This window comes from Pseudomonas sp. SDO5271_S396 (genome assembly GCF_054071795.1).
Genome location: NZ_JBSVWB010000016.1, coordinates 35,614 through 55,072 on the forward strand (window position 1 = coordinate 35,614; position 19,459 = coordinate 55,072).

General features: G+C 62.0%; 17 protein-coding genes. 7 read left to right on the top strand and 10 right to left on the bottom strand.

The window, feature by feature from the left end:
• Positions 1-40: 40 nt before the first annotated feature.
• Positions 41-928, bottom strand: a complete 888-nt coding sequence (locus tag ACW9IN_RS13455; RefSeq protein WP_457366333.1) for a LysR family transcriptional regulator — start codon at positions 926-928, stop codon at positions 41-43.
• Between the two features lie 161 nt (positions 929-1,089).
• Between ACW9IN_RS13455 and lysM the strand changes: the two genes are divergently transcribed.
• A complete protein-coding gene (lysM, locus tag ACW9IN_RS13460) occupies positions 1,090-1,530 on the top strand; it encodes a peptidoglycan-binding protein LysM (RefSeq protein WP_457366334.1) in 441 nt (146 codons plus the stop codon).
• 66 nt (positions 1,531-1,596) lie between these two features.
• Here lysM and yrfG read toward each other — a convergent pair whose 3' ends face one another.
• On the bottom strand, positions 1,597-2,259 hold the full coding sequence (yrfG, locus tag ACW9IN_RS13465) for a GMP/IMP nucleotidase (RefSeq protein WP_457366335.1): 663 nt from the start codon (positions 2,257-2,259) through the stop codon (positions 1,597-1,599).
• 87 nt (positions 2,260-2,346) lie between these two features.
• Here yrfG and nudE point away from each other — a divergent pair, with 87 nt between their 5' ends.
• Entirely contained in the window at positions 2,347-2,913 is a 567-nt protein-coding gene (gene nudE / locus ACW9IN_RS13470; RefSeq protein WP_457366336.1) for an ADP compounds hydrolase NudE, read from the top strand.
• Entirely contained in the window at positions 2,910-3,746 is an 837-nt protein-coding gene (gene cysQ, locus ACW9IN_RS13475) for a 3'(2'),5'-bisphosphate nucleotidase CysQ (protein ID WP_457366337.1), read from the top strand. Before nudE ends, cysQ begins: the two co-directional genes overlap by 4 nt.
• A gap of 60 nt (positions 3,747-3,806) precedes the next feature.
• Here cysQ and ACW9IN_RS13480 read toward each other — a convergent pair whose 3' ends face one another.
• From ACW9IN_RS13480 to rfbB, 7 genes are read right to left on the bottom strand one after another with little or no spacing between them, the layout of a single operon-like run.
• Positions 3,807-4,262: a YiiD C-terminal domain-containing protein gene (locus tag ACW9IN_RS13480; protein ID WP_457366338.1), complete on the bottom strand. Its 456-nt coding sequence runs from the start codon at positions 4,260-4,262 to the stop codon at positions 3,807-3,809.
• Positions 4,259-5,656, bottom strand: a complete 1,398-nt coding sequence (locus ACW9IN_RS13485; RefSeq protein WP_457366339.1) for a sigma-54-dependent transcriptional regulator — start codon at positions 5,654-5,656, stop codon at positions 4,259-4,261. Before ACW9IN_RS13485 ends, ACW9IN_RS13480 begins: the two co-directional genes overlap by 4 nt.
• On the bottom strand, positions 5,653-7,461 hold the full coding sequence (locus ACW9IN_RS13490) for a sensor histidine kinase (protein ID WP_457366340.1): 1,809 nt from the start codon (positions 7,459-7,461) through the stop codon (positions 5,653-5,655). The genes ACW9IN_RS13485 and ACW9IN_RS13490 overlap by 4 nt, the downstream gene beginning before the upstream one ends.
• Positions 7,462-7,497: 36 nt before the next feature.
• On the bottom strand, positions 7,498-8,367 hold the full coding sequence (gene rfbD / locus ACW9IN_RS13495; protein ID WP_457366341.1) for a dTDP-4-dehydrorhamnose reductase: 870 nt from the start codon (positions 8,365-8,367) through the stop codon (positions 7,498-7,500).
• Complete coding sequence (gene rfbC, locus ACW9IN_RS13500; protein WP_457366342.1) at positions 8,364-8,909, bottom strand: dTDP-4-dehydrorhamnose 3,5-epimerase; 546 nt, start codon at positions 8,907-8,909, stop codon at positions 8,364-8,366. Before rfbC ends, rfbD begins: the two co-directional genes overlap by 4 nt.
• Positions 8,906-9,781 (bottom strand): glucose-1-phosphate thymidylyltransferase RfbA, encoded by an 876-nt coding sequence (gene rfbA, locus ACW9IN_RS13505; RefSeq protein ID WP_457366343.1) that lies wholly within the window; start codon positions 9,779-9,781, stop codon positions 8,906-8,908. Before rfbA ends, rfbC begins: the two co-directional genes overlap by 4 nt.
• Positions 9,778-10,860 (bottom strand): dTDP-glucose 4,6-dehydratase, encoded by a 1,083-nt coding sequence (gene rfbB / locus ACW9IN_RS13510; protein ID WP_457366344.1) that lies wholly within the window; start codon positions 10,858-10,860, stop codon positions 9,778-9,780. The genes rfbA and rfbB overlap by 4 nt, the downstream gene beginning before the upstream one ends.
• Before the next feature lie 152 nt (positions 10,861-11,012).
• Between rfbB and ACW9IN_RS13515 the strand changes: the two genes are divergently transcribed.
• The 3 genes from ACW9IN_RS13515 to ACW9IN_RS13525 all read left to right on the top strand — a co-directional run bounded on the left by ACW9IN_RS13515 (position 11,013) and on the right by ACW9IN_RS13525 (position 15,589).
• Positions 11,013-13,913, top strand: a complete 2,901-nt coding sequence (locus tag ACW9IN_RS13515) for an aminotransferase (RefSeq protein WP_457366345.1) — start codon at positions 11,013-11,015, stop codon at positions 13,911-13,913.
• A 122-nt stretch (positions 13,914-14,035) separates the two neighbouring features.
• The gene (gene aguA / locus ACW9IN_RS13520) at positions 14,036-15,142 is read left to right on the top strand and encodes an agmatine deiminase (RefSeq protein ID WP_457366346.1); all 1,107 of its coding nucleotides are present in this window, start codon (positions 14,036-14,038) and stop codon (positions 15,140-15,142) included.
• A 234-nt stretch (positions 15,143-15,376) separates the two neighbouring features.
• Entirely contained in the window at positions 15,377-15,589 is a 213-nt protein-coding gene (locus ACW9IN_RS13525) for a hypothetical protein (RefSeq protein WP_457366347.1), read from the top strand.
• 21 nt (positions 15,590-15,610) lie between these two features.
• Here ACW9IN_RS13525 and ACW9IN_RS13530 read toward each other — a convergent pair whose 3' ends face one another.
• A complete protein-coding gene (locus ACW9IN_RS13530) occupies positions 15,611-17,698 on the bottom strand; it encodes a TonB-dependent receptor (protein WP_457366348.1) in 2,088 nt (695 codons plus the stop codon).
• Between the two features lie 409 nt (positions 17,699-18,107).
• Between ACW9IN_RS13530 and ACW9IN_RS13535 the strand changes: the two genes are divergently transcribed.
• Entirely contained in the window at positions 18,108-19,409 is a 1,302-nt protein-coding gene (locus ACW9IN_RS13535) for an OprD family porin (RefSeq protein WP_457366349.1), read from the top strand.
• Positions 19,410-19,459 lie beyond the last annotated feature (50 nt).

Consider the following 19,459-nt stretch of genomic DNA (forward strand, 5'->3'; position numbering starts at 1 on the left):
GTCTAATTGCCAGTACTGATCTACCGATAGATGACGTCGATCAAGACCCGTTTTGCGATTTCTGAAACAGCGCGAAACATGCCTCGGCCAACGCCGAGCGAGGCGCGCTGCGGCGCATGATGAGCCCCAGGCGCGCGAGGGTGTGGGCATCCTCGATAGGTTGCAGGCGCAAATGCTCGGTGAGTGCGTCAAGGCCGCCGTCCAGTGGCATCACCGCGCAACACAGGCCGCCGTGCACAGCTTGTAACAACTGATGGACGGCATCGGTTTGCAGCAGGGGTTGTGGGTTGAGCCCGCGGCTATGGAAATTGTGGTCGATGGATTGGCGAAAATGCATGCCGCTGGTGAGCATGCCCAGCGGCAGTTCAATCAGGGCCTCCCAGCTGAGGGGCGTGTCGCCGAAGCTGAAGAACCGTTGGTCATACAACAGGCCCATGCGGGTTTCGCCCAGGGCCAGCGAGTCGAAGCGTTCATTGTCCAGGCGTTCCAGGTAAGACACGCCCAGGTCCAGGCGATTGCTCGCCAATTGCTCCAGGATCTGCTCCGAACTGAGCGCCGACAGCTCGAAGCGCAGGCTTGGGTGCTCCTTATGCAACTGTTGCATCAAGTCCAGCGGGTCAAAACTGGACAACGGCACCACGCCCAGGCGCAAGGTCCCGACCAGGTTGCCCCGACAGGCGGCGGCTTCCGCCTGCAAGCCGTCATAGGCCGCCAACACCGTACGTGCCCAGGCCAGCACCCGCTCGCCGGGGGCGGTAAAGCCTTCGAAGCGCTGGCCACGATTGACCAGCGGCAGGTCCAGTTCTTCTTCAAGGTTGCGCAGGCGCATCGACAGGGTCGGCTGGGTGATGTGGCAGCGCGCCGCCGCCTGGCCGAAGTGACGGGTCTCGTCCAGGGCGATGAGGAATTTCAGCTGTTTGATGTCCATCTTCGCTCCGGGCGTGTTTCAGTGGCGCAGGGATTCTAGCGCGTTTGGGCGCAGAGCCAGATTCTGTAGGGATTATCTGGTCATTGGTCGGGCTGGAACCCGGATATTGAGGGCTGGTCTAGTCTTGGGCATCTGGCACTTAAATCCAAGGAGAGCACACCATGAGTATTTTCAGTTTTGTAAAAGAGGCCGGCGAAAAGCTGATCGACCTTTTGACGCCCGGTAATGCCAACGCGAGTGAGCAGTTGAAAGAGCATGTGGCCAAAGTGGGGCTGGGCAATCCGAACGTGCACACCACGGTCGAGGGTGACAAGGTGACGGTGACCGGTGAAGTCGCCACCCAGGAAGAGAAAGAGAAGATTCTGCTGGCATTGGGCAATATCGCCGGCGTGGCCAGTGTGGATGACCAAATCACTGTAACGGGGCCGTCTGTCGAGGCTGCCACGTTTGTAGTCGTGAAAAAGGGCGACACGCTGAGTGCTATTTCTCTCTCGGTGTACGGTAACGCCAATCTGTATAACAAGATTTTCGAAGCGAACAAGCCATTGTTGTCCCATCCGGACAAGATCTATCCAGGCCAGACGCTGCGTATTCCCAAGTAAATACGAAGGCCTGAATGTGGGAGTCGGGCAAGCCCGGCTCCCGCATAAGTTTTCTGTCACATTCACTTAGAGCCCGGCAATGAGGTCGCGGTAGTCTTCGACGGCTGCAAACTCTGCTGTGTCCTTGGGCCCTTTCTTGCTGTCCGGTTCTCTTACCGCCAACAAATGCCCCACACCAAACGCCCGTGCACTGCGCAAAATCGGCAACGTGTCGTCGATAAACAGGCTGCGCGCCGGGTTAAAAGCGATGTCGGCTTGCAGGGCGTCCCAGAACTGCGGGTCTTCCTTGGCGAACCCGTAATCGTGGGAGCTGATCAACCGCTCGAAATACGGCGCCAGCTCAACGCGCTCCAACTTCAATGACAGCGAATCACGATGGGCGTTGGTGATCAGGATCACGCGCTTGCCGGCTTGCTTGATCGCCGCCAGAAACGTGTCCGCATCCGGGCGCAAGGCGATCAGGTGGGCGGTTTCCAGTTTGAGCTCACGTACCGGGATCGCCAGTTCCCGGCTCCAGAAGTCCAGGCAATACCATTGCAACTGTCCGGCGTTACGCTCGAACAGCGGCAGCAACTCCATTTCGGCCATGGCCCTGCTCACGCCGTGCAGTTCGGCGTAGCGCTGGGGCAGGTGTTCCATCCAGAAATGATTGTCGAAATGCAGGTCGAGCAGGGTGCCGTCCATGTCCAGCAGGACGGTGTCGATGGCGTGCCAGGGCAGAGAGGGCATGGCGGGTTCTCGTATAAGTAAAAATATCCGACACAGACAATCGGAAAAGCCACGGTATAGTAACCCGATCACGCCAAGGAGCCGTTTATGCGCCAGAAACCCACTGTCCTCGCCCGCGAAATCGTCGCCAGTAGCCGTTTGTTCCGCGTGGAGGAAGTGCAATTGCGCTTTTCCAATGGCGTTGAACGGACCTACGAGCGCCTGGTGGGCCGTGGTGCCGGTTACGGTGCGGTGATGATCGTGGCGATGATTGACGCAGACCATGCCGTATTGGTGGAGGAGTACTGCGGCGGCACCGACGAATATGAGCTGTCCTTGCCCAAAGGCTTGATCGAGCCCGGTGAGGACGTGCTGGCGGCGGCCAACCGTGAACTCAAGGAAGAGGCGGGTTATGGCGCACGGCAGTTGGAACATATCACCGAGCTTTCGCTGTCACCCGGCTACATGAGCCAGAAGATCCAGGTGGTGCTGGCCACCGACCTCTATGAAGAACGCCTTGAAGGCGATGAGCCCGAGCCGATGCGTGTGGACAGGGTCAACCTGCGCGAGCTGTCGACGCTTGCGCAAAACGAGCAATTCAGCGAAGGCCGCGCCCTGGCCGCGCTGTACCTGGTACGAGACCTGCTGACCCAGCGTGGAGCGTTTATCGCATGAGCGAACTGTTTTTAGGCCACCCGTTTATTGCCCCTGTCATCGAACTGGCGCGCCAGGCCGGGGAAGTCATCCTGCCTTACTGGCGTGCCGATGTGGCGGTGACCGCCAAGTCCGATGATTCGCCGGTCACGGCGGCGGACCTGGCGGCCCATCACTTGATCCTGGCCGGCCTGACCGCGCTGGACCCGAGCATTCCGGTACTGTCTGAAGAGGACGCCGATATCGACCAAAGCGTGCGGGCCGGTTGGCAGCGCTGGTGGCTGGTGGATCCGCTGGACGGTACCAAGGAGTTCATTTCCGGCAGCGAGGAGTTCACGGTCAATATCGCCTTGATCGAACAGGGGCATGTGGTGTTTGGCGTGGTGTCGATGCCCACCAGCGGGCGTTGCTATTTTGGCGGCGCGGGCCTGGGCGCGTGGCGCTCCGATATGAACGAGGCGCCCAGGCAGATTCAAGTACGCGAGGCGCCGGCAGCGGGCGAGTCCTTTACCGTGGTGGCCAGTCGTCGCCATTCCAGCCCCGAGCAGGAGCGGTTACTGGACGGTTTGAGCGCGGGCCTTGGCGCGTTGAAGCTGGCGAATATCGGCAGTTCGTTGAAGTTCTGCCTGCTGGCCGAAGGCAGCGCCGATTGCTATCCACGCCTGGCGCCGACTTCGCAATGGGACACCGCTGCTGCCCAGGGCGTGCTGGAGGGAGCAGGGGGCGAAGTGTTGGAGTTGAGCGGCGAGCCATTCAGCTATCCGGCGCGGGCGTCGTTGTTGAACCCGTTCTTTTTGGCGTTGCCGGCCAAGGCTGCATGGCGTGAGCGGTTGTTGAACCTGGCCAGATCCTGAGGTCAGAGCAAACCCCCTGTGGGAGCAGCCAGCTCCCACAGGGGGTTTGTGTTTTGGCTTCTAGCGGTGCAGGACGTACTGGCCGGTAAACGCTACGGCATGCTCCTCACTGCCCTCATTCACAATCCAGGTCTCCAACGTCAGCCGCGCACGACCATAACGCTTGTAGGTCGCCACAAAGCGCTTCCACACCTTCTCCTCCGGTGCCTGGCATAGCACCGTCGCATCGCGGGTGACGGGCAGCGGGTAGCTGATCTGGCCTTCCTGAATCACGATGTGCCCGTCTTCAATCCCTTCGTCGCGCAGTTGCAGGTGCAGCCAGCCCCACCCGGCCAGTACCGCGCCGCAATAGAGGCTGCCACCGAACATGGTGCTCTTGTGGTTGATATTGGCTTGCAGCGGCAACTGCAATTGCAGTTGGCCGTGCTGCCAGTCGCGCACCTTGAGGCCCATTTCCCGGGTGAGGGGAATGTCGTGGTGCAGGATGGATTCCAGGTAACGGCTGTCGCGGTTCATGGGCGCTCTTGGTCGTCGTCAGTGGTGTGGCTGGCGCTGTCGGCAAAGTTCAGGCCGTGCTTGCGCAGTTTGTCGTGCAGGGTCTTGCGCGGTACGCCCAGCGCTTCGGCAAGGCTGCGCAGAGAGCTGTGGGGGCGGGTCAGTTCGGCGGCGATCAGGCTTTTTTCGAACTGCTCCACCTGTTCGCTCAAACCACCCGGGGTGGAAGTCAGGACGGTTGCACCGGCATTGTCCGGCGAGCTGTCGAGCGCCAATTCCAGGCCCAGGGCAAAACGCTCGGCGGCATTTTGCAGTTCACGCACATTGCCCGGCCAGCTGTGGCGCAGCAGCAAGGCGCGCTGACCCGGTTGCAGCTCATGCAGCGGCAGGCCGTGGCGGCTGCTGGCTTCGTCGGCGAAGTGCTGGAACAGCATCAGCGCGTCCTCACCGCGCTCGCGCAGCGGCGGTATGCGCAGCGGCGCGACGTTGAGGCGGTAATACAAGTCGGCACGGAAGCGGCCCTGATCGGCGGACTGACGCAGGTCTTCCTTGGTGGCCGCGACGATACGGATATCCAGCGGGATCAACTGATTGCCGCCCAGGCGCTCCACCACCCGCTCCTGCAACAGGCGCAGCAGCTTGACCTGTACATCCAGGCTCATGCTTTCGATTTCATCCAGAAACAGCGTGCCGCCGTTGGCGAACTCGAACTTGCCGATGCGCCGCTTCTGCGCGCCGGTAAACGCGCCGGGCTCGTGGCCGAACAATTCGCTCTCGACCACCGATTCGGCCAGTGCCCCGGCGTTGATCGCCACGAACGGGCCGCTGCGCCGGCTCGACAGATCGTGCAGCGCCCGGGCGACCACCTCTTTGCCGGCGCCGGTCTCGCCGAGGATCAGTACGTCGGCCTTGGTGGCGGCCAGGGCGCCGATCTGCTCGCGCAGACGCAGCATTTGCGGTGAGTGCCCCACCAGTCGCGTGCTCAGTTGCTGGCGGTCGCTGAGGGCCAGGCGCAGGCTGCGGTTGTCCAGCACCAGGCGACGCAAGGCCAGGGCGCGGCGCACGCTGTCGAGCAGGGCATCGCTGGCGAAGGGTTTTTCAAGGAAGTCATAGGCGCCGGCACGCATGGCCTGCACCGCCAGCGGCACATCGCCGTGGCCGGTGATGAGCAACACCGGCAGCTCGGGATCCTGGCCGTGCAGCTCGGCCAGCAATTCCAGGCCGTCCATGCCGGGCATGCGGATATCGCTGACCACCACCCCCGCCCAATCCCGTGACAGGCGCGCGGTGAGGCCGACGGCTTCGCCCAGCGGCAGGACTTTCAGCCCGGCCAGGTCCAGGGTCTGGCACAGGGCCTGACGCAGGTGTGGATCGTCGTCGATCAACACCACCTGAATCTGGTTATCGATACTCATACACTGCGGTCCTCGGACGGTTGCAGACTGACGCCCGGCGAGCCGGCACGCAGTTTCAGGGTTAACAGTGCGCCGCCTTCCTTGTGGTTGGCGAACAGCAGTTCGCCGCCAAAGGCACGCATCAGGGTGTCACAAATCGCCAGCCCCAACCCCAGGCCCTGAGTGCGGGTCTTGGTGGTGTAGAACGGCTCGCTGGCACGTCCCAGGGCTTCCATGCAGAACCCCGGGCCGTTGTCGCGAATGTACAGGTTGACGCCCTGTTCGGTGGTTTGGGCACTCAACCAGAGTTTGCGCGGCGGGCCTTTTTCGGTGAGGGCGTCGAGGGCGTTGGCCAATAGATTGCCCAGCACCTGGCGCAGGCGGGTTTCACCGGCCTGTACCCACAACGTGGCTTCCGGCAAGTCGCGGATCAGCTCGACTTCCATCGAACGTCGACGCTTGGCCAGCAGCGCCAGTGCATCGTCCAGCGCCGGTTGCAAGGCGACGCTCTCCGGGGCATGACGGTCGCGCCGGGCGAATGCGCGCAGGTGGGCAATGATCGAGGCCATGCGGCCAGTCAGCTCGCTGATCAGCTTGAGGTTGCCACGGGCGTCGCCGGTGCGCTCGTGATCGAGCAGGATCTCGGCGTTTTCCGCGTAGCTGCGAATCGCCGCCAGTGGCTGGTTGAGTTCGTGGCTGATGCTCGCCGACATGGTGCCCAGCGCCGACAGCTTGCCCGCCTGCACCAGGTCGTCCTGGGCGCGCACCAGTTCTTGCTGCGCGTGTTCACGCTCCAGTACTTCCTGTTTGAGTCGCCGGTTGAGGCCTTCCAGGTCGCTGGTGCGTTCGACCACCCGCGCTTCCAGCTCGCGGCGCGCCTTGGCTTCGAACGCGATGCGCTCCAGGTAGTGCCGTCGGCGCTGCATCATCAGGCCCAGCAGCAACATCAGCACCAGCAGTGTCGCGCCACCCACCGCCACCACGGTGCGTACCGGGCGGCTGATCAACGAGCGAGGCGCCAGGATTTCCACGTTCCAGCCGGTCTCGGCGATGGCTGTGGATTGGCGCAACCAGGCCGTGGCGCTCAGGGCCAGTGGCTGCGGGTCGCGGGTCGGGTAGGGCTGGATGGCGATGATGGCCTGGCGTTCTTCGGTGGTCAGCGGTCGCGTGGCGCGGAAGCGCCATTGCGGGCGCGAGGTGAGGATCACCACGCCATTGTGGTCGGTGACCAGCAGTTGTTCCGGAGTGTTGCCCCACAGGCTTTCGGTGTGATCCAGGTCGACCTTGACCACCAGCACGCCGATGATCTTGTCGCCATCACGCACGGCGGCGGCGAAGAAGTAACCGCGCTTGGCCGAGGTGGTGCCCAGGCCGAAAAACCGCCCGAGGCGCCCGGCCATGGCTTCGCTGAAGTAAGGACGGAAGGAAAAATTGCGCCCGACGAAGCTGTCCTGTTTGTCCCAGTTGGAGGCGGCCAGCGTCTTGCCGGTGGTGTCCATCAGGTACATCACTTCCACCCCGGCCTGGGCCGCCACATCCTTGAGCAGCAGGTTGGCGCTGACCAGGTTGGTGCTGACTTGAGGCGCGTCGAGCGCGGTGCGCAGGGCGGGCAGATCGCCGAGGATCTGCGGCAGCACCTCATAGCGGTGCAGGGTGCCCAGCAGGTTGGCGACGTACAGGTCGAGGGTCTGGCGGTTCTGCCCGGCCAGTTCGTTGCGGTAATAGCGCTCGGCCAGATGCTCCAGCGGCCACAGCAGCGGCGCCAGGCACAGTGCCAACAGGGCGAGGCTGCGCCAGCGGGGTCTTCGCGGAAGGGATGGAGTCATGGGAGTCGTGCGCCTGTGGGTACAGGCGCATTATGCCTAGCGCTGCTGTGCAAGGCACTCGCGCAATGCGTCTTGCCACGGCGGCTGGCTGACCTGCCATTGCTGTTGCAGGCGGCTGCAATCGAGGCGCGAGTTCAGCGGGCGCCGCGCGGGCGTCGGGTAGGCGCTGGACGGGATCGCTTCCAGCTCGGCACACGCCTTGCCCTGGGCACGCAAGTGTTCGCCGATGGCCTGGGCAAAACCGAACCATGAGGTCTCGCCCTGGGCAGTGAGGTGGTACACGCCCCATTCGCCGGCTTTGCCAGCCTGCCAGCGCTCGACCAGCGCGCGGGTGCTGTGGGCAATGCTCCCGGCCCAGGTCGGCGCGCCGATCTGGTCGGCAACGATGCGCATGTGCGGTTTTTCCTGCAACAGACGTTGCATGGTCAACAGGAAGTTTTTGCCATGGAGCGAGTAGACCCAACTGGTGCGCAGGATCAGGTATTGGCCACCGACTGCCGCAATCGCTTGTTCGCCGGCCAGCTTGCTCTGACCGTAGACCCCCAGGGGGTTGGGGCTGTCGGCTTCGAGGTAGGGCGCAGGCTTGCTGCCGTCGAACACGTAGTCAGTGGAATAGTGGATCAACGGGATGCCCAGCGCCTTGGCCTCTTCGGCCAGCACGCCGGGGGCGATGGCGTTAATGGCAAACGCGGCGTCCGGTTCGCTTTCGGCCTGGTCCACCGCCGTGTGGGCTGCGGCGTTGATGATCAGGCGCGGGCGGTGGGCGCGCACCTGCTGGCGGATCTGGTCGGGGTTGGCCAGGTCGAGCTGGTCACGGCCCAGGACGATGAGTTCGCCCAGGCCCTGGAGGTGTTCTTGCAGCGCCCGGGAGACTTGGCCGTGTTGACCTGTGATGAGGATTTTCATGGGAACAGGTCGGCTTCCATCAAGTGCTTGCCGGCCTGATCCTTCGCGGACAACTGCGGCGGTTCTGTGAGTTCCCAATCGATCGCCAGCGTCGGGTCACTCCACAGAATGCTGCGCTCGGCGCTTGGCTGATAGTAATCAGTGGTTTTGTACAGGAATTCGGCGTGGTCGCTCAGCACCACGAACCCGTGGGCGAAGCCTTCCGGCACCCACAATTGGCGGCGGTTCTGCGCAGACAGCCGAACGCCCACCCACTGGCCGAAGTTCGGCGAGCTGCGACGGATGTCGACGGCCACGTCCAGCACTTCACCGGCGGTAACCCGCACCAGTTTGCCCTGGGTATGTTCAAGCTGGTAATGCAGGCCCCGCAGCACGCCTTTTTGCGAGCGCGAGTGGTTGTCCTGCACGAAATCACGCTTGAGCCCGGTGGCCTCTTCAAAGGCCCGGGCGTTGAAGCTTTCGTAAAAAAAACCGCGTTCGTCGCCGAAGACTTTGGGCTCCAGGATCAGGACGCCGGGCAACGAGGTTTCAACCACATTCACTTGTTCTCTCCCGCCAGCGAATACAGATATTGACCATAACCGGTTTTGCCAAAGTATTTGGCGCGCTCCAGCAGATGATCGCGGTCGATCCAGCCGTTTTCGTAGGCAATTTCTTCAAGGCACGCCACTTTCAGGCCCTGGCGGTGTTCGATGGTCTGCACATAGGTCGACGCTTCCAGCAGGCTGTCGTGGGTGCCGGTGTCGAGCCAGGCAAAGCCCCGGCCAAAGCGTTCCACGTGCAGGTCGCCGCGCTTGAGGTAGGCGTTGTTGACGTCGGTGATTTCCAGCTCGCCACGGGCCGACGGCTTGACCGCCTTGGCGATCTTGATCACATCGTTGTCGTAGAAATACAGGCCGGTCACCGCATAGGGCGATTTGGGCTTGGCCGGTTTTTCTTCGATGGACAGCGCGCGACCGTCCTTGTCGAAGTCGATCACGCCAAAGCGCTCCGGGTCCTTGACCCAGTAACCGAATACGGTCGCGCCCGAAGGGCGTTCAGCGGCGGCGCGCAGTTGGTCGCCGAAGTGTTGGCCGTGGAAGATGTTGTCGCCCAGGATCAGGCACACCGGGTCATCGCCGATAAACGCCTCACCGATCAGGAATGCCTGGGCCAGACCGTCCGGCGATGGCTGCTCGGCGTAGGTGAAGCGCACGCCGAACTGGCTGCCATCGCCCAACAGGTTGCGGTATTGCGGCAAGTCCACGGGAGTGGAAATCACCAGGATGTCCTTGATACCCGCCAGCATCAGCACCGAGATCGGGTAATAGATCATCGGTTTGTCATACACCGGCAACAGCTGCTTGGACACACCCAGGGTAATAGGATGCAAACGGGTGCCGGAGCCGCCGGCCAGTACGATTCCTTTCATCATGCGATCAAGTCCTTGGGGTCGGTATTGCCGAGTCGTTCACCTTGATAACTGCCGTCCTGGACCCTGCGGCACCATTCCAGGTTATCGAGGTACCACTGCACGGTCTTGCGCAGGCCGCTTTCGAAGGTTTCTTCGGGCACCCAGCCCAGTTCGCGTTCGATCTTGCTGGCATCGATCGCGTAACGCTGGTCGTGGCCCGGACGATCCTTGACGAAGGTGATCAGGTCGGTGAATTGCTCGACGCCGGCCGGACGCTTCGGCGCCAGTTCTTCCAGCAGGCTGCAGATGCCGCGCACCACGTCGATGTTCTTTTGCTCGTTGTGGCCGCCGATGTTGTAGGTCTCGCCCACCACGCCTTCGGTCACCACCTTGAGCAGCGCACGGGCATGGTCTTCGACGAACAGCCAGTCGCGCACCTGCAAACCGTCACCGTAGACCGGCAGCGCCTTGCCTGCCAGGGCATTGAGGATTACCAGCGGAATGAGCTTTTCGGGGAAGTGGAACGGCCCGTAGTTATTCGAGCAATTGGTGAGCAACACCGGCAGCCCGTAGGTGCGATGCCAGGCGCGGACCAGATGGTCGGACGCGGCCTTGCTCGCCGAATAAGGTGAGCTGGGGGCGTAGGGTGTGGTTTCGGTGAACAGGTCGTCCACACCGTGCAGGTCGCCATACACCTCATCGGTGGAGATGTGATGGAAGCGGAAAGCGCGGCGGGCCGGTTCGTCCAGCTTGAGCCAGTAGGCGCGGGTGGCCTCCAGCAGGCTGTAGGTGCCGACGATATTGGTCTGGATGAACGCCGACGGGCCGTCGATGGAGCGGTCGACATGGGACTCGGCGGCCAGGTGCATGATCGCGTGGGGTTCGAAACGCGCCAGCACGGCGCTCACGGTGGCCTGGTCGATGATGTCGGCCTGCACGAACTCATAGCGGCTGTTGGACGCGATGCTGGTCAGCGATTCCAGGTTGCCGGCGTAGGTGAGCTTGTCCAGGTTGAGCACTTCGTGCTCGGTGTGTTGGATCAGGTGGCGGATCAGGGCGGAGCCGATAAATCCAGCGCCGCCGGTGATGAGAATGCGCATGTCGGAGGGCCTTTTCCTTAGACGGACATTGAGCGAATGAAGCATAGCTTGAGTTGTGCGGCAGGGGGGCGCAAGCGCGGTATGCGTGGGGGGTTGCCTAACCCCCCTGAACAATGGCGATATAGACGCCTAAAAAAACAGAGGTCGTCACAATGCTGCTCGCCACGTTGATCCATCGCGCCAGTCTGCCTTGCCCCCAAGTAGGCCCCGACCAGGCGGCACGACTTCTCGAGCAGCACTACGGCCTGACTGGCACTTTGCAGTCATTGGGCAGCCAGCAAGACCTCAATTACAAAGTCGACAGTGCGCGCGGCGCGTTCGTTCTGAAAATCTGCCGGGGCGATTACGCGGTGGTGGAGTTGCAGGCCCAGCACGCAGCGCTCAACAGTCTGCAGGCGGTGCGGGTGCCCAAGGTCGTCAAGGCCTTGAACGGTGAGGAGTTGCTCACGGTCACGGTCGAGGACCAGACCCTGCACCTGCGGGTGCTGGACTATATCGACGGCCAACCCCTGACCCATCTGCCCCACCTGGGGCGCGAGGTAATCGCAGGTTTCGGCGAATTGTGTGGCCGGATGAGCCTGGCCCTGGCCGATTTTACCCACCCGGGCCTGGAGCGCACCCTGCAATGGGACCCGCGCCACGCCCGGGACCTGATCACCCACCTGCTGGCTACCCTGGAAAACCTGCCCCATCGTGCTGCGCTGGAACAAGTGGCCGGGCAGGTCGAGGCCCGTTTGCAACCATGGGTCGACCATTTGCCCTGGCAGGCCGTGCACATGGACATCACCGATGACAACGTGGTGTGGCAGCGCGATGCCCAGCGCCAATGGCAGCTTCAGGGAGTGATCGATTTTGGCGACCTGGTGCACACCTGGCGCATTGCCGACCTGTCGGTGACCTGCGCGGCGTTGTTGCATCATGCCGAAGGCGACCCCTTTGCGATCCTGCCGGCGATCCAGGCCTGCCATGCGGTCAACCCGTTGCAACGCGCAGAGTTGCAGGCGTTGTGGCCGCTGATCGTCGCCCGTGCGGCGGTGCTGGTGCTCAGCAGCGAACAGCAGCAGCGCCTGGACCCGGATAACACTTACCTGCTGAAAAACGCCGCGCATGAGTGGGAAATCTTCCATGTGGCCACGTCGGTGCCCTTTGAGCTGATGGAAGCGGCGATCCTCGGCTGTGTGGGCGAAACCCTGGTACCGATAGCCAGCGAGGGATTTGCACCCTTGTTGCCGGGGCTGGTAGGGCGCGAGTTTGCGTTGATCGACCTGGGCGTACTCAGCCCGCATTTCGAGGCAGGTAACTGGGAACAGGAAGGCATCGATCAGCGTTTGTTACGGGACGCTGCGGCGATGCACGGCCTGGCGGCAAGTCGTTATGGGCAATACCGTTTGTCGCGCACCCGTCCTGACAGCGCCAGTGAGCCGGAGACGTTCCCCTTGCACGTTGAGTTGCACGTGCCCCAGGGCGCTGTGGTCGAGGCACCATTTGCTGGCACCGTGCACGTAGGGAGTACGGGCGAGCTGCGGGTGCACAGCCGCGAGGCGACGGTGCGTCTATGGGGCGTGTCGCCGTCTGTAAAAGCCGGCGCGGCGGTGCTTAAAGGGCAAGTGATCGGCGCGGTCGAGGGGCCGCTGACCGTACAGCTGTGCCGCACGGATCTACCGGCGCCGCTCTTTTGCACACCCTCCCGTGCCGTGGCGTGGCAGGCGCTTTGCCCATCGCCTGCCGCGCTGCTGGGGCTGGCGTGTGACGCCGAACCGGAACTGGACCCCGAAGCCTTGCTGGCACGGCGCGACGCCAGCTTCGCCCGCTCGCAGAAGCATTATTACGTCGACCCGCCGCGCATCGAGCGCGGCTGGCGCAACCATCTGATTGATATGCAGGGCCGCTCCTACCTGGACATGCTCAATAACGTGGCGGTGCTGGGGCATGGCCATCCGCGCATGGCGGCGGTGGCTGCGCGGCAGTGGTCGCTGCTCAACACCAACTCGCGCTTTCATTACGCGGCGATTGCCGAGTTTTCCGAACGATTGCTGGCGCTGGCGCCCGACTCCATGGACCGCGTGTTTCTGGTCAACAGCGGCACCGAGGCCAATGACCTGGCGATCCGCCTGGCGTGGGCCTACAGCGGCGGCCGCGACATGTTGAGCGTGCTGGAGGCTTATCACGGTTGGTCGGTAGCGGCGGATGCGGTGTCCACCTCGATCGCCGACAACCCCCAGGCCCTGAGCAGCCGCCCGGACTGGGTGCACCCGGTGACTGCGCCGAATACCTATCGCGGTGAGTTCCGCGGGCCGGACAGCGCGCCGGATTATGTGCGCAGCGTGGAACACAACTTGGCGAAAATCGCCGCGAGCAAGCGTCAGTTGGCCGGTTTCATTTGCGAGCCGGTATACGGCAACGCCGGGGGCATCTCACTGCCACCGGGCTATTTGCAGCAGGTGTACGGTCTGGTCCGCGCCCAGGGCGGGGTGTGCATCGCCGATGAAGTGCAGGTGGGTTATGGCCGCATGGGGCATTTCTTTTGGGGGTTTGAAGAACAAGGCGTGGTGCCGGATATCATCACCATGGCCAAGGGCATGGGCAATGGCCAGCCGTTGGGCGCGGTGATCACCCGCCGGGAAATCGCCGAGGCGCTGGAGGCCGAGGGGTATTTCTTCTCGTCGTCGGGGGGCAGCCCGGTGAGTTGCCGCATCGGCATGGCCGTGCTGGATGTCATGGAGGAAGAAAAACTGTGGGAAAACGCCCAAGTGGTGGGCGGACATTTCAAGGCGCGCCTGCAAGCGCTGGTCGATCGACATCCGCTGGCGGGTGCGGTCCACGGTTCTGGCTTTTACCTGGGCCTGGAGCTGGTTCGCGACCGTAACACCCTGGAGCCGGCCACCGAAGAGACCGCGCGCTTGTGTGAGCGCCTGCGGGAGTTGGGCATTTTCATGCAGCCAACGGGTGACTACCTGAACATCCTCAAGATCAAGCCGCCGATGGTCACTTCACGGCGCAGCGTGGATTTCTTTGTCGACATGCTATCGAAGGTGCTGGATGAGCAGCTCTGATTAATCGATTGTTATCGATTAAAAGTTGTCACATTTATCTTTTATGATCTTTTTTTTCTTTTAAAGCCGATTTTTATCCGTTATAAAGTCGGCCTTTACCCCCATTCGGAGTCCTGAACGCCATGACCACCTTGCACAGCACCCCCCGCGCCGATGGCTTTCACATGCCCGCCGAATGGGCGCCACAGACGCAAACCTGGATGATCTGGCCCGAGCGCCCGGACAACTGGCGCCTCGGCGGCAAGCCAGCGCAAGCCGCTCACGTAGCGGTGGCCAAGGCGATTGCGCGTTTTGAGCCGGTGACCGTGGCGGTGTCCGCCGGCCAGTACGAAAACGCCCGTACCCGCCTGGATGGGCCGAATATCCGTGTGGTGGAAATGTCCAGCGACGATGCCTGGGTGCGGGATACCGGCCCGACGTTCGTGATCAACGACAGCGATGAAGTGCGTGGCGTGAATTGGGACTTCAACGCCTGGGGCGGTTTTGACGGTGGCCTGTATGCGCCGTGGAACCGCGACTCGCAGGTGGGCGGCAAGATCCTCGAGATCGAGCGCGCGCCGCGTTACCGCACCGAAGGGTTCGTGCTTGAGGGCGGTTCGATTCACGTCGACGGTGAAGGCACGCTGATCACCACCGAAGAATGCCTGTTGAACCGCAATCGCAATCCGCATCTGGACCGCGCCGAAATCGAAGCGGTACTCAGTGCCAACCTGGCGGTGGACAAGATCATCTGGCTGCCGGACGGCCTGTTCAACGATGAAACCGACGGCCATGTGGATAACTTCTGCTGCTACGTGCGCCCGGGTGAAGTGCTGCTGGCCTGGACTGACGACCCGCAAGACCCCAACTATGCGCGCTGCCACGCAGCCATGGACGTGCTGCAAAGCAGCACCGATGCCAAGGGCCGCTCGTTCACAGTGCACAAAATGCCGATTCCGGGCCCGTTGTACGCCACTGAGGAAGAGTGCGCGGGCGTGGACCCGGTGGACGGCAGTCAGGAGCGCAACCCGACGGTGCGTCTGGCCGGTTCCTACGTCAACTTCCTGATCGTCAACGGCGGCATCATTGCGCCAAGTTTCGATGACCCGCTGGACGAGCAAGCCCGGAAAATTCTGCAGGCGCTGTTCCCGCAGCATGAAGTGGTGATGGTGCCGGGCCGCGAACTGTTACTGGGCGGTGGCAATATCCATTGCCTCACCCAACAACAGCCGGCCCCGCACAAAAATTGAGTGCAGTTGTAACAACGTTTTGAAGGTCGCCGGGCGCTAGCGGTTTTCAGCGCTCGAAGCAAGCCCGCAGCCCAGCACGGTTGCGGGCTTTTTTGTGTCCGAATGCCTATAAACACGGGACATTGGCATAGCTCTTGTATCGGTGTTGCCACAGTGTCCCAAGGTGAAGACTGCGCCGTTCTGTCATAAACCTTGAGTAAGTTAGCCGCTCACGCAGTAGGAGAGAGCGCGAAAATGAATGCCGATATCAACCTGATGTACACGCGCACGTTCCACCCCCTGCGGGTTGACGGCGACGCGATCCATGCGCTGGCGCTTTGGTTGAAGGCAAACGGTTCGCGACAGGTCAGGCAAGGCACTGACCTGCGCAGTGTGATGACTGAACGCTACCCGCAAGGGTTGTTCAGTGAGGATGAAGTGCACGCGTTGTGCGAACTGCTGAACTGACGCCTGCAGAAGGCGTGTGAGTCAGAAACTGTAAGTGCCTGTCACCACCAGGTTGCGCGGCTCTCCCGGCTGGATCTGCGCCACGCTGGTTGCCGAGGCGTAGTAGGTCTTGTCGGCGATGTTGTTCAGCGCCGCCCGCACGTCCCAATCCTTGTGCCGGAACCCGGCCAGCGCATCCCAACGACCGTAGCCGGGCAACACCACGGTGTTGAGGCTGTCGGCGTAGCGGTCGCCCACCAGCGTCAGGCCGGTTTCGGCGTACCAACCCATTTCCGGTTTCCAGGTGATGAACAGGCTGGCATTGCGCTTGGCCACGTCACTGATGCGTTTGCCCTCGAAGCCGTTGTTGTCCTTCTCTACTTTGGCGTCCTGTAACCCGATGCCACCGCGCACCGACCAATTGCCGACGATTTTGCCGGTGGCGGTCAGCTCCACGCCGCGTGAGCGTTGCAAGCCACTGAGCAGGGTGATGGTACGGTCCAGCGGGTCGCTGGTGCGGCGGTTGTAGAGTTCCAGTTCGTACACGGCCAGGGTGGTGCTCAGACGGTCATCCAGCCAGTCGCTCTTGACCCCGATTTCTTTCTGCCTGGTCAGTTCGGGGCTCAGGTCGTTGACGCCGCCCGAGGCGTTGGGGGTGATGCCGATCAGGCCGCCGCCCGCCGGGGAGAAAGTCTTGCTCCACGAGGCATAGAACGAGTGGTTTTCCAGCGGCGTCCAGACCAGGCCGATGCGGGGGCTGGTGCTGTGGCTTTCGACGTCTTGCCGGGCGTTGGTCACCTTATTGGTGGTGTCCACCTCGAAGTTGTCGTAGCGCAGGCCCGCCAGCACTTGCCACTGATCGTTCAGGCGCAGTTGGTCTTGCACGTACAGCGCGCGGCTTTCGACCTCGGTGTGGTTGTTGCTCGACAGGCTCATGCGCCCGGTGTGGCTGAGGTGGCGGTTGGGCCGGTTGAGGTCCAGGCTCGGCACGGCCTGGCCACCCTGGGCGACGGTGGCCGCGGTGTAGAGTTTCGGGTCGCGACGCTGGCTGCCGAGCTCCAGGCCGGTGAGCAGGCGATGTTCCAGGCCGAAGGTGTCGAAACCGCCTTCCAGTTCGATGTTGTTGAACACGTTGCGGGTGTTCAGGTCTTGTTGCCAGCGTTGGCGGGTCACCTGGTGGGTCGCGGCGGTGTAGCCGGTGAGGTAGGTGTTGTCGAAATCACTATCGAGCTTGAACACGCCGAGGGTATGACGCAGTTGCCAGTGTTCGTTGAGTTCGTAGGCGAGTCTCGAACGCAGCGACTGGGATTTGTCGTCGATGAAGTCGCGGCTGTCACCGTAGGTGGTGTCTCGGCCCACGTCGGCCGGGCGACCGTTGACACCCGGGATACCCCGGTCTGGCGTGCGGTTGTAGCGGCTGTATTCGTATTGCACCAGCCAGTTCAGGTCTGGGGTGAGCTGCCAGCTCATGGACGGCGCGAACAGTTGGCGATTGCCACTGACACCATCGCGGAAGCTGTTGTTGTCCTGGTTGCCCATGTTCAGACGCAGGCTGAGGGTGTCGCTTGGGTCGGTGCTCAAGTCGGCGTACAGGCTGCGCAAGTCATCGCTGCCGCCCTGGGCTTCGATGCTCGACTTGTGGCCGGCGACCGGCAGTTTGCTCACGCGGTTGACGATCCCTCCCTGACCGCCTCGCCCGTACAGTACGGCCGCCGGGCCTTTGAGCACTTCAATGCGCTCGATGTTGTGCAGATCGCGCACGTACTGGCTGTCGTCGCGAATCCCGTCCAGGTAGAAGTCATTGCTCGCGTCGAAACCGCGAATGCGCAGGCTGTCGAAGCGCGTGTCGGCGCCGCTGCTGACGTTGGGGATACCACTCAACGCCTGGCCCAGGTCATTGGTGCCGTAGGAGCGCAGGCTTTCGGTCTTCACCGAATCGATGGCCTGGGGCACGTAGCGCACCGGCGTTGCCGTGCGGGTGGCTGTGCTGGTTTCCTTGATACGCGGGTCGTCTTCGTCGGCTTCGGCGCTGATCGAGGTTTCGGGCAAGACGGTGGCCGCGCAGGCGAAGCCGGCAGACAGCAGTACGGAAAGCCCAAGGGAGATGGGCGTCAGGCGAGGGGCAGGCATGTGAAAATGCATCCAGAAGGTTTGGGAAGAAATTAGCGCGCGAATGGTAATGCTTTGCATTTGCGCGTGTTATCTGTTGCCAAACGTATCTGCTTTGAAATGTGTTACGAGATATGTTTTCAACCATGGGTAAGGAAAAATCTTTGTCGTTTTCAGAATGGTCTGGGTACACGACTTAGAATTTTTTCGCCTAAATACAGACGATTCACGAAATTGACACATCGTTCAACGCACGACTAGGATGCGCCCAACGCCTGTGGCTATCCGCCATGACTCTTCCAATAAAAAGGCCTGCGGCCTGCAAAGTCGTCCGCAGGCTTTGTTTTTTCCGGAAGGGATCGACACCAGAAAGCGACATGGAGCCTGGTGTCATAGCGCGTACTCAACCAGTGATAAGGAATACAAAAAAATGTTGAAGCAACGGATGAGTCTGATCGCTCTGGGGATTTTGAGCGCATCGACAGTCATGGCAAACGACCAGGAGCAATCCAAGGGTTTCGTTGATGACAGCCACCTGAACATCGCAGCACGCAACGCTTACATCAGCCGTGACTACAAGAACGGCAGGCAAGACAAAGCCGAATGGGGCCAGGGCTTCATCGGCAAGTTCGAATCCGGCTTCACCCAGGGCACCGTCGGTGTGGGTGTGGACGTGATCGGCCAGTACGCTATCCGTCTGGACGGTGGTAAAGGCCGTGCCGGCGCTGGCGGTATCGACTTTTTCAAACCGGGTAACGGCACTGCCAACAACCCTGGCTCGGCTCCACACGACCTGGCCAAGGGCGGCGCTGCCGTGAAGTTCCGCGTTTCCAACACCGTTCTCAAGTACGGTGATCAGTTCCCGGCCGTGCCTGTGCTGCAGTACGACAACTCCCGTCTGTTGTCGGAAACCTACACCGGTGCCTCGATCGTTTCCAAAGAGATCGCCGGCCTGCAACTGGACGCCGGTCACTTCACCAAAGAAGCCCGCAAGAGCATGGAAGGCACCGACAGCGGTCGCCTGAAAAGCATCGACTACATCGGCGGCAGCTACAAATTCACCGAAAGCCTGTCTGCTGCGCTGTACGCATCCGACATGCAAGACGTGCTGAAGAAGCAATACGTCAACGTCAACTACGTGCTGGCCCTGCCAGAGAAACAGTCGCTGACCTTTGACTTCAACGGCTACAAAACCAAGCTGGACCGCAGCTTCGCCCTGGAAAACCAAGGTGACGCGGACGCTCGCGACAACAAGATCTGGAGCCTGGGCGCTACCTGGGCCGTCGGCCCGCACAGCTTCACCATCGCTCACCAGCGCAGCACCGGTGACACCGGCTACCTGTACGGCGGCTACCGCAACGCGGGCGGTATCGGCGACGGCGGCAACACCATCCTGCTGGCCAACTCCTACTGGTCCGACTTCAACGGCAAGGACGAGCGTTCGTGGCAAGCCGGCTACGGTATCGACTTCGCTACCTTCGGCGTACCGGGCCTGACCTACAACATCGCCTACGTGCGCGGCACCAACATCGACGACGGTACCAACCGTGGCGACGGCACCGAGCGTGAAATCTGGAACCAGTTCAAGTACGTGGTCCAGAGCGGTCCGGCCAAAGACCTGAGCCTGCGTGCTCGTGCGTCGTGGTTGCGTGTGTCCAACAACGCCAGCAACTACAACGTAGGCGGTAACGAAATCCGTCTGTTCGCCGACTACCCGATCAACGTGTTCTGATTGATCGCAAGTCGCGCCTGAAGCCAGGCACTGAAAGCCCCGACCGGTTC

Coding starts and splice junctions, on each gene's coding strand:
- ACW9IN_RS13455 (WP_457366333.1), bottom strand. CDS start 928: ATGGACATCAAACAGCTGAAATTCCTCATCGCCCTGGACGAGACCCGT.
- lysM (WP_457366334.1), top strand. CDS start 1,090: ATGAGTATTTTCAGTTTTGTAAAAGAGGCCGGCGAAAAGCTGATCGAC.
- yrfG (WP_457366335.1), bottom strand. CDS start 2,259: ATGCCCTCTCTGCCCTGGCACGCCATCGACACCGTCCTGCTGGACATG.
- nudE (WP_457366336.1), top strand. CDS start 2,347: ATGCGCCAGAAACCCACTGTCCTCGCCCGCGAAATCGTCGCCAGTAGC.
- cysQ (WP_457366337.1), top strand. CDS start 2,910: ATGAGCGAACTGTTTTTAGGCCACCCGTTTATTGCCCCTGTCATCGAA.
- ACW9IN_RS13480 (WP_457366338.1), bottom strand. CDS start 4,262: ATGAACCGCGACAGCCGTTACCTGGAATCCATCCTGCACCACGACATT.
- ACW9IN_RS13485 (WP_457366339.1), bottom strand. CDS start 5,656: ATGAGTATCGATAACCAGATTCAGGTGGTGTTGATCGACGACGATCCA.
- ACW9IN_RS13490 (WP_457366340.1), bottom strand. CDS start 7,461: ATGACTCCATCCCTTCCGCGAAGACCCCGCTGGCGCAGCCTCGCCCTG.
- rfbD (WP_457366341.1), bottom strand. CDS start 8,367: ATGAAAATCCTCATCACAGGTCAACACGGCCAAGTCTCCCGGGCGCTG.
- rfbA (WP_457366343.1), bottom strand. CDS start 9,781: ATGATGAAAGGAATCGTACTGGCCGGCGGCTCCGGCACCCGTTTGCAT.
- rfbB (WP_457366344.1), bottom strand. CDS start 10,860: ATGCGCATTCTCATCACCGGCGGCGCTGGATTTATCGGCTCCGCCCTG.
- ACW9IN_RS13515 (WP_457366345.1), top strand. CDS start 11,013: ATGCTGCTCGCCACGTTGATCCATCGCGCCAGTCTGCCTTGCCCCCAA.
- aguA (WP_457366346.1), top strand. CDS start 14,036: ATGACCACCTTGCACAGCACCCCCCGCGCCGATGGCTTTCACATGCCC.
- ACW9IN_RS13525 (WP_457366347.1), top strand. CDS start 15,377: ATGAATGCCGATATCAACCTGATGTACACGCGCACGTTCCACCCCCTG.
- ACW9IN_RS13530 (WP_457366348.1), bottom strand. CDS start 17,698: ATGCCTGCCCCTCGCCTGACGCCCATCTCCCTTGGGCTTTCCGTACTG.
- ACW9IN_RS13535 (WP_457366349.1), top strand. CDS start 18,108: ATGTTGAAGCAACGGATGAGTCTGATCGCTCTGGGGATTTTGAGCGCA.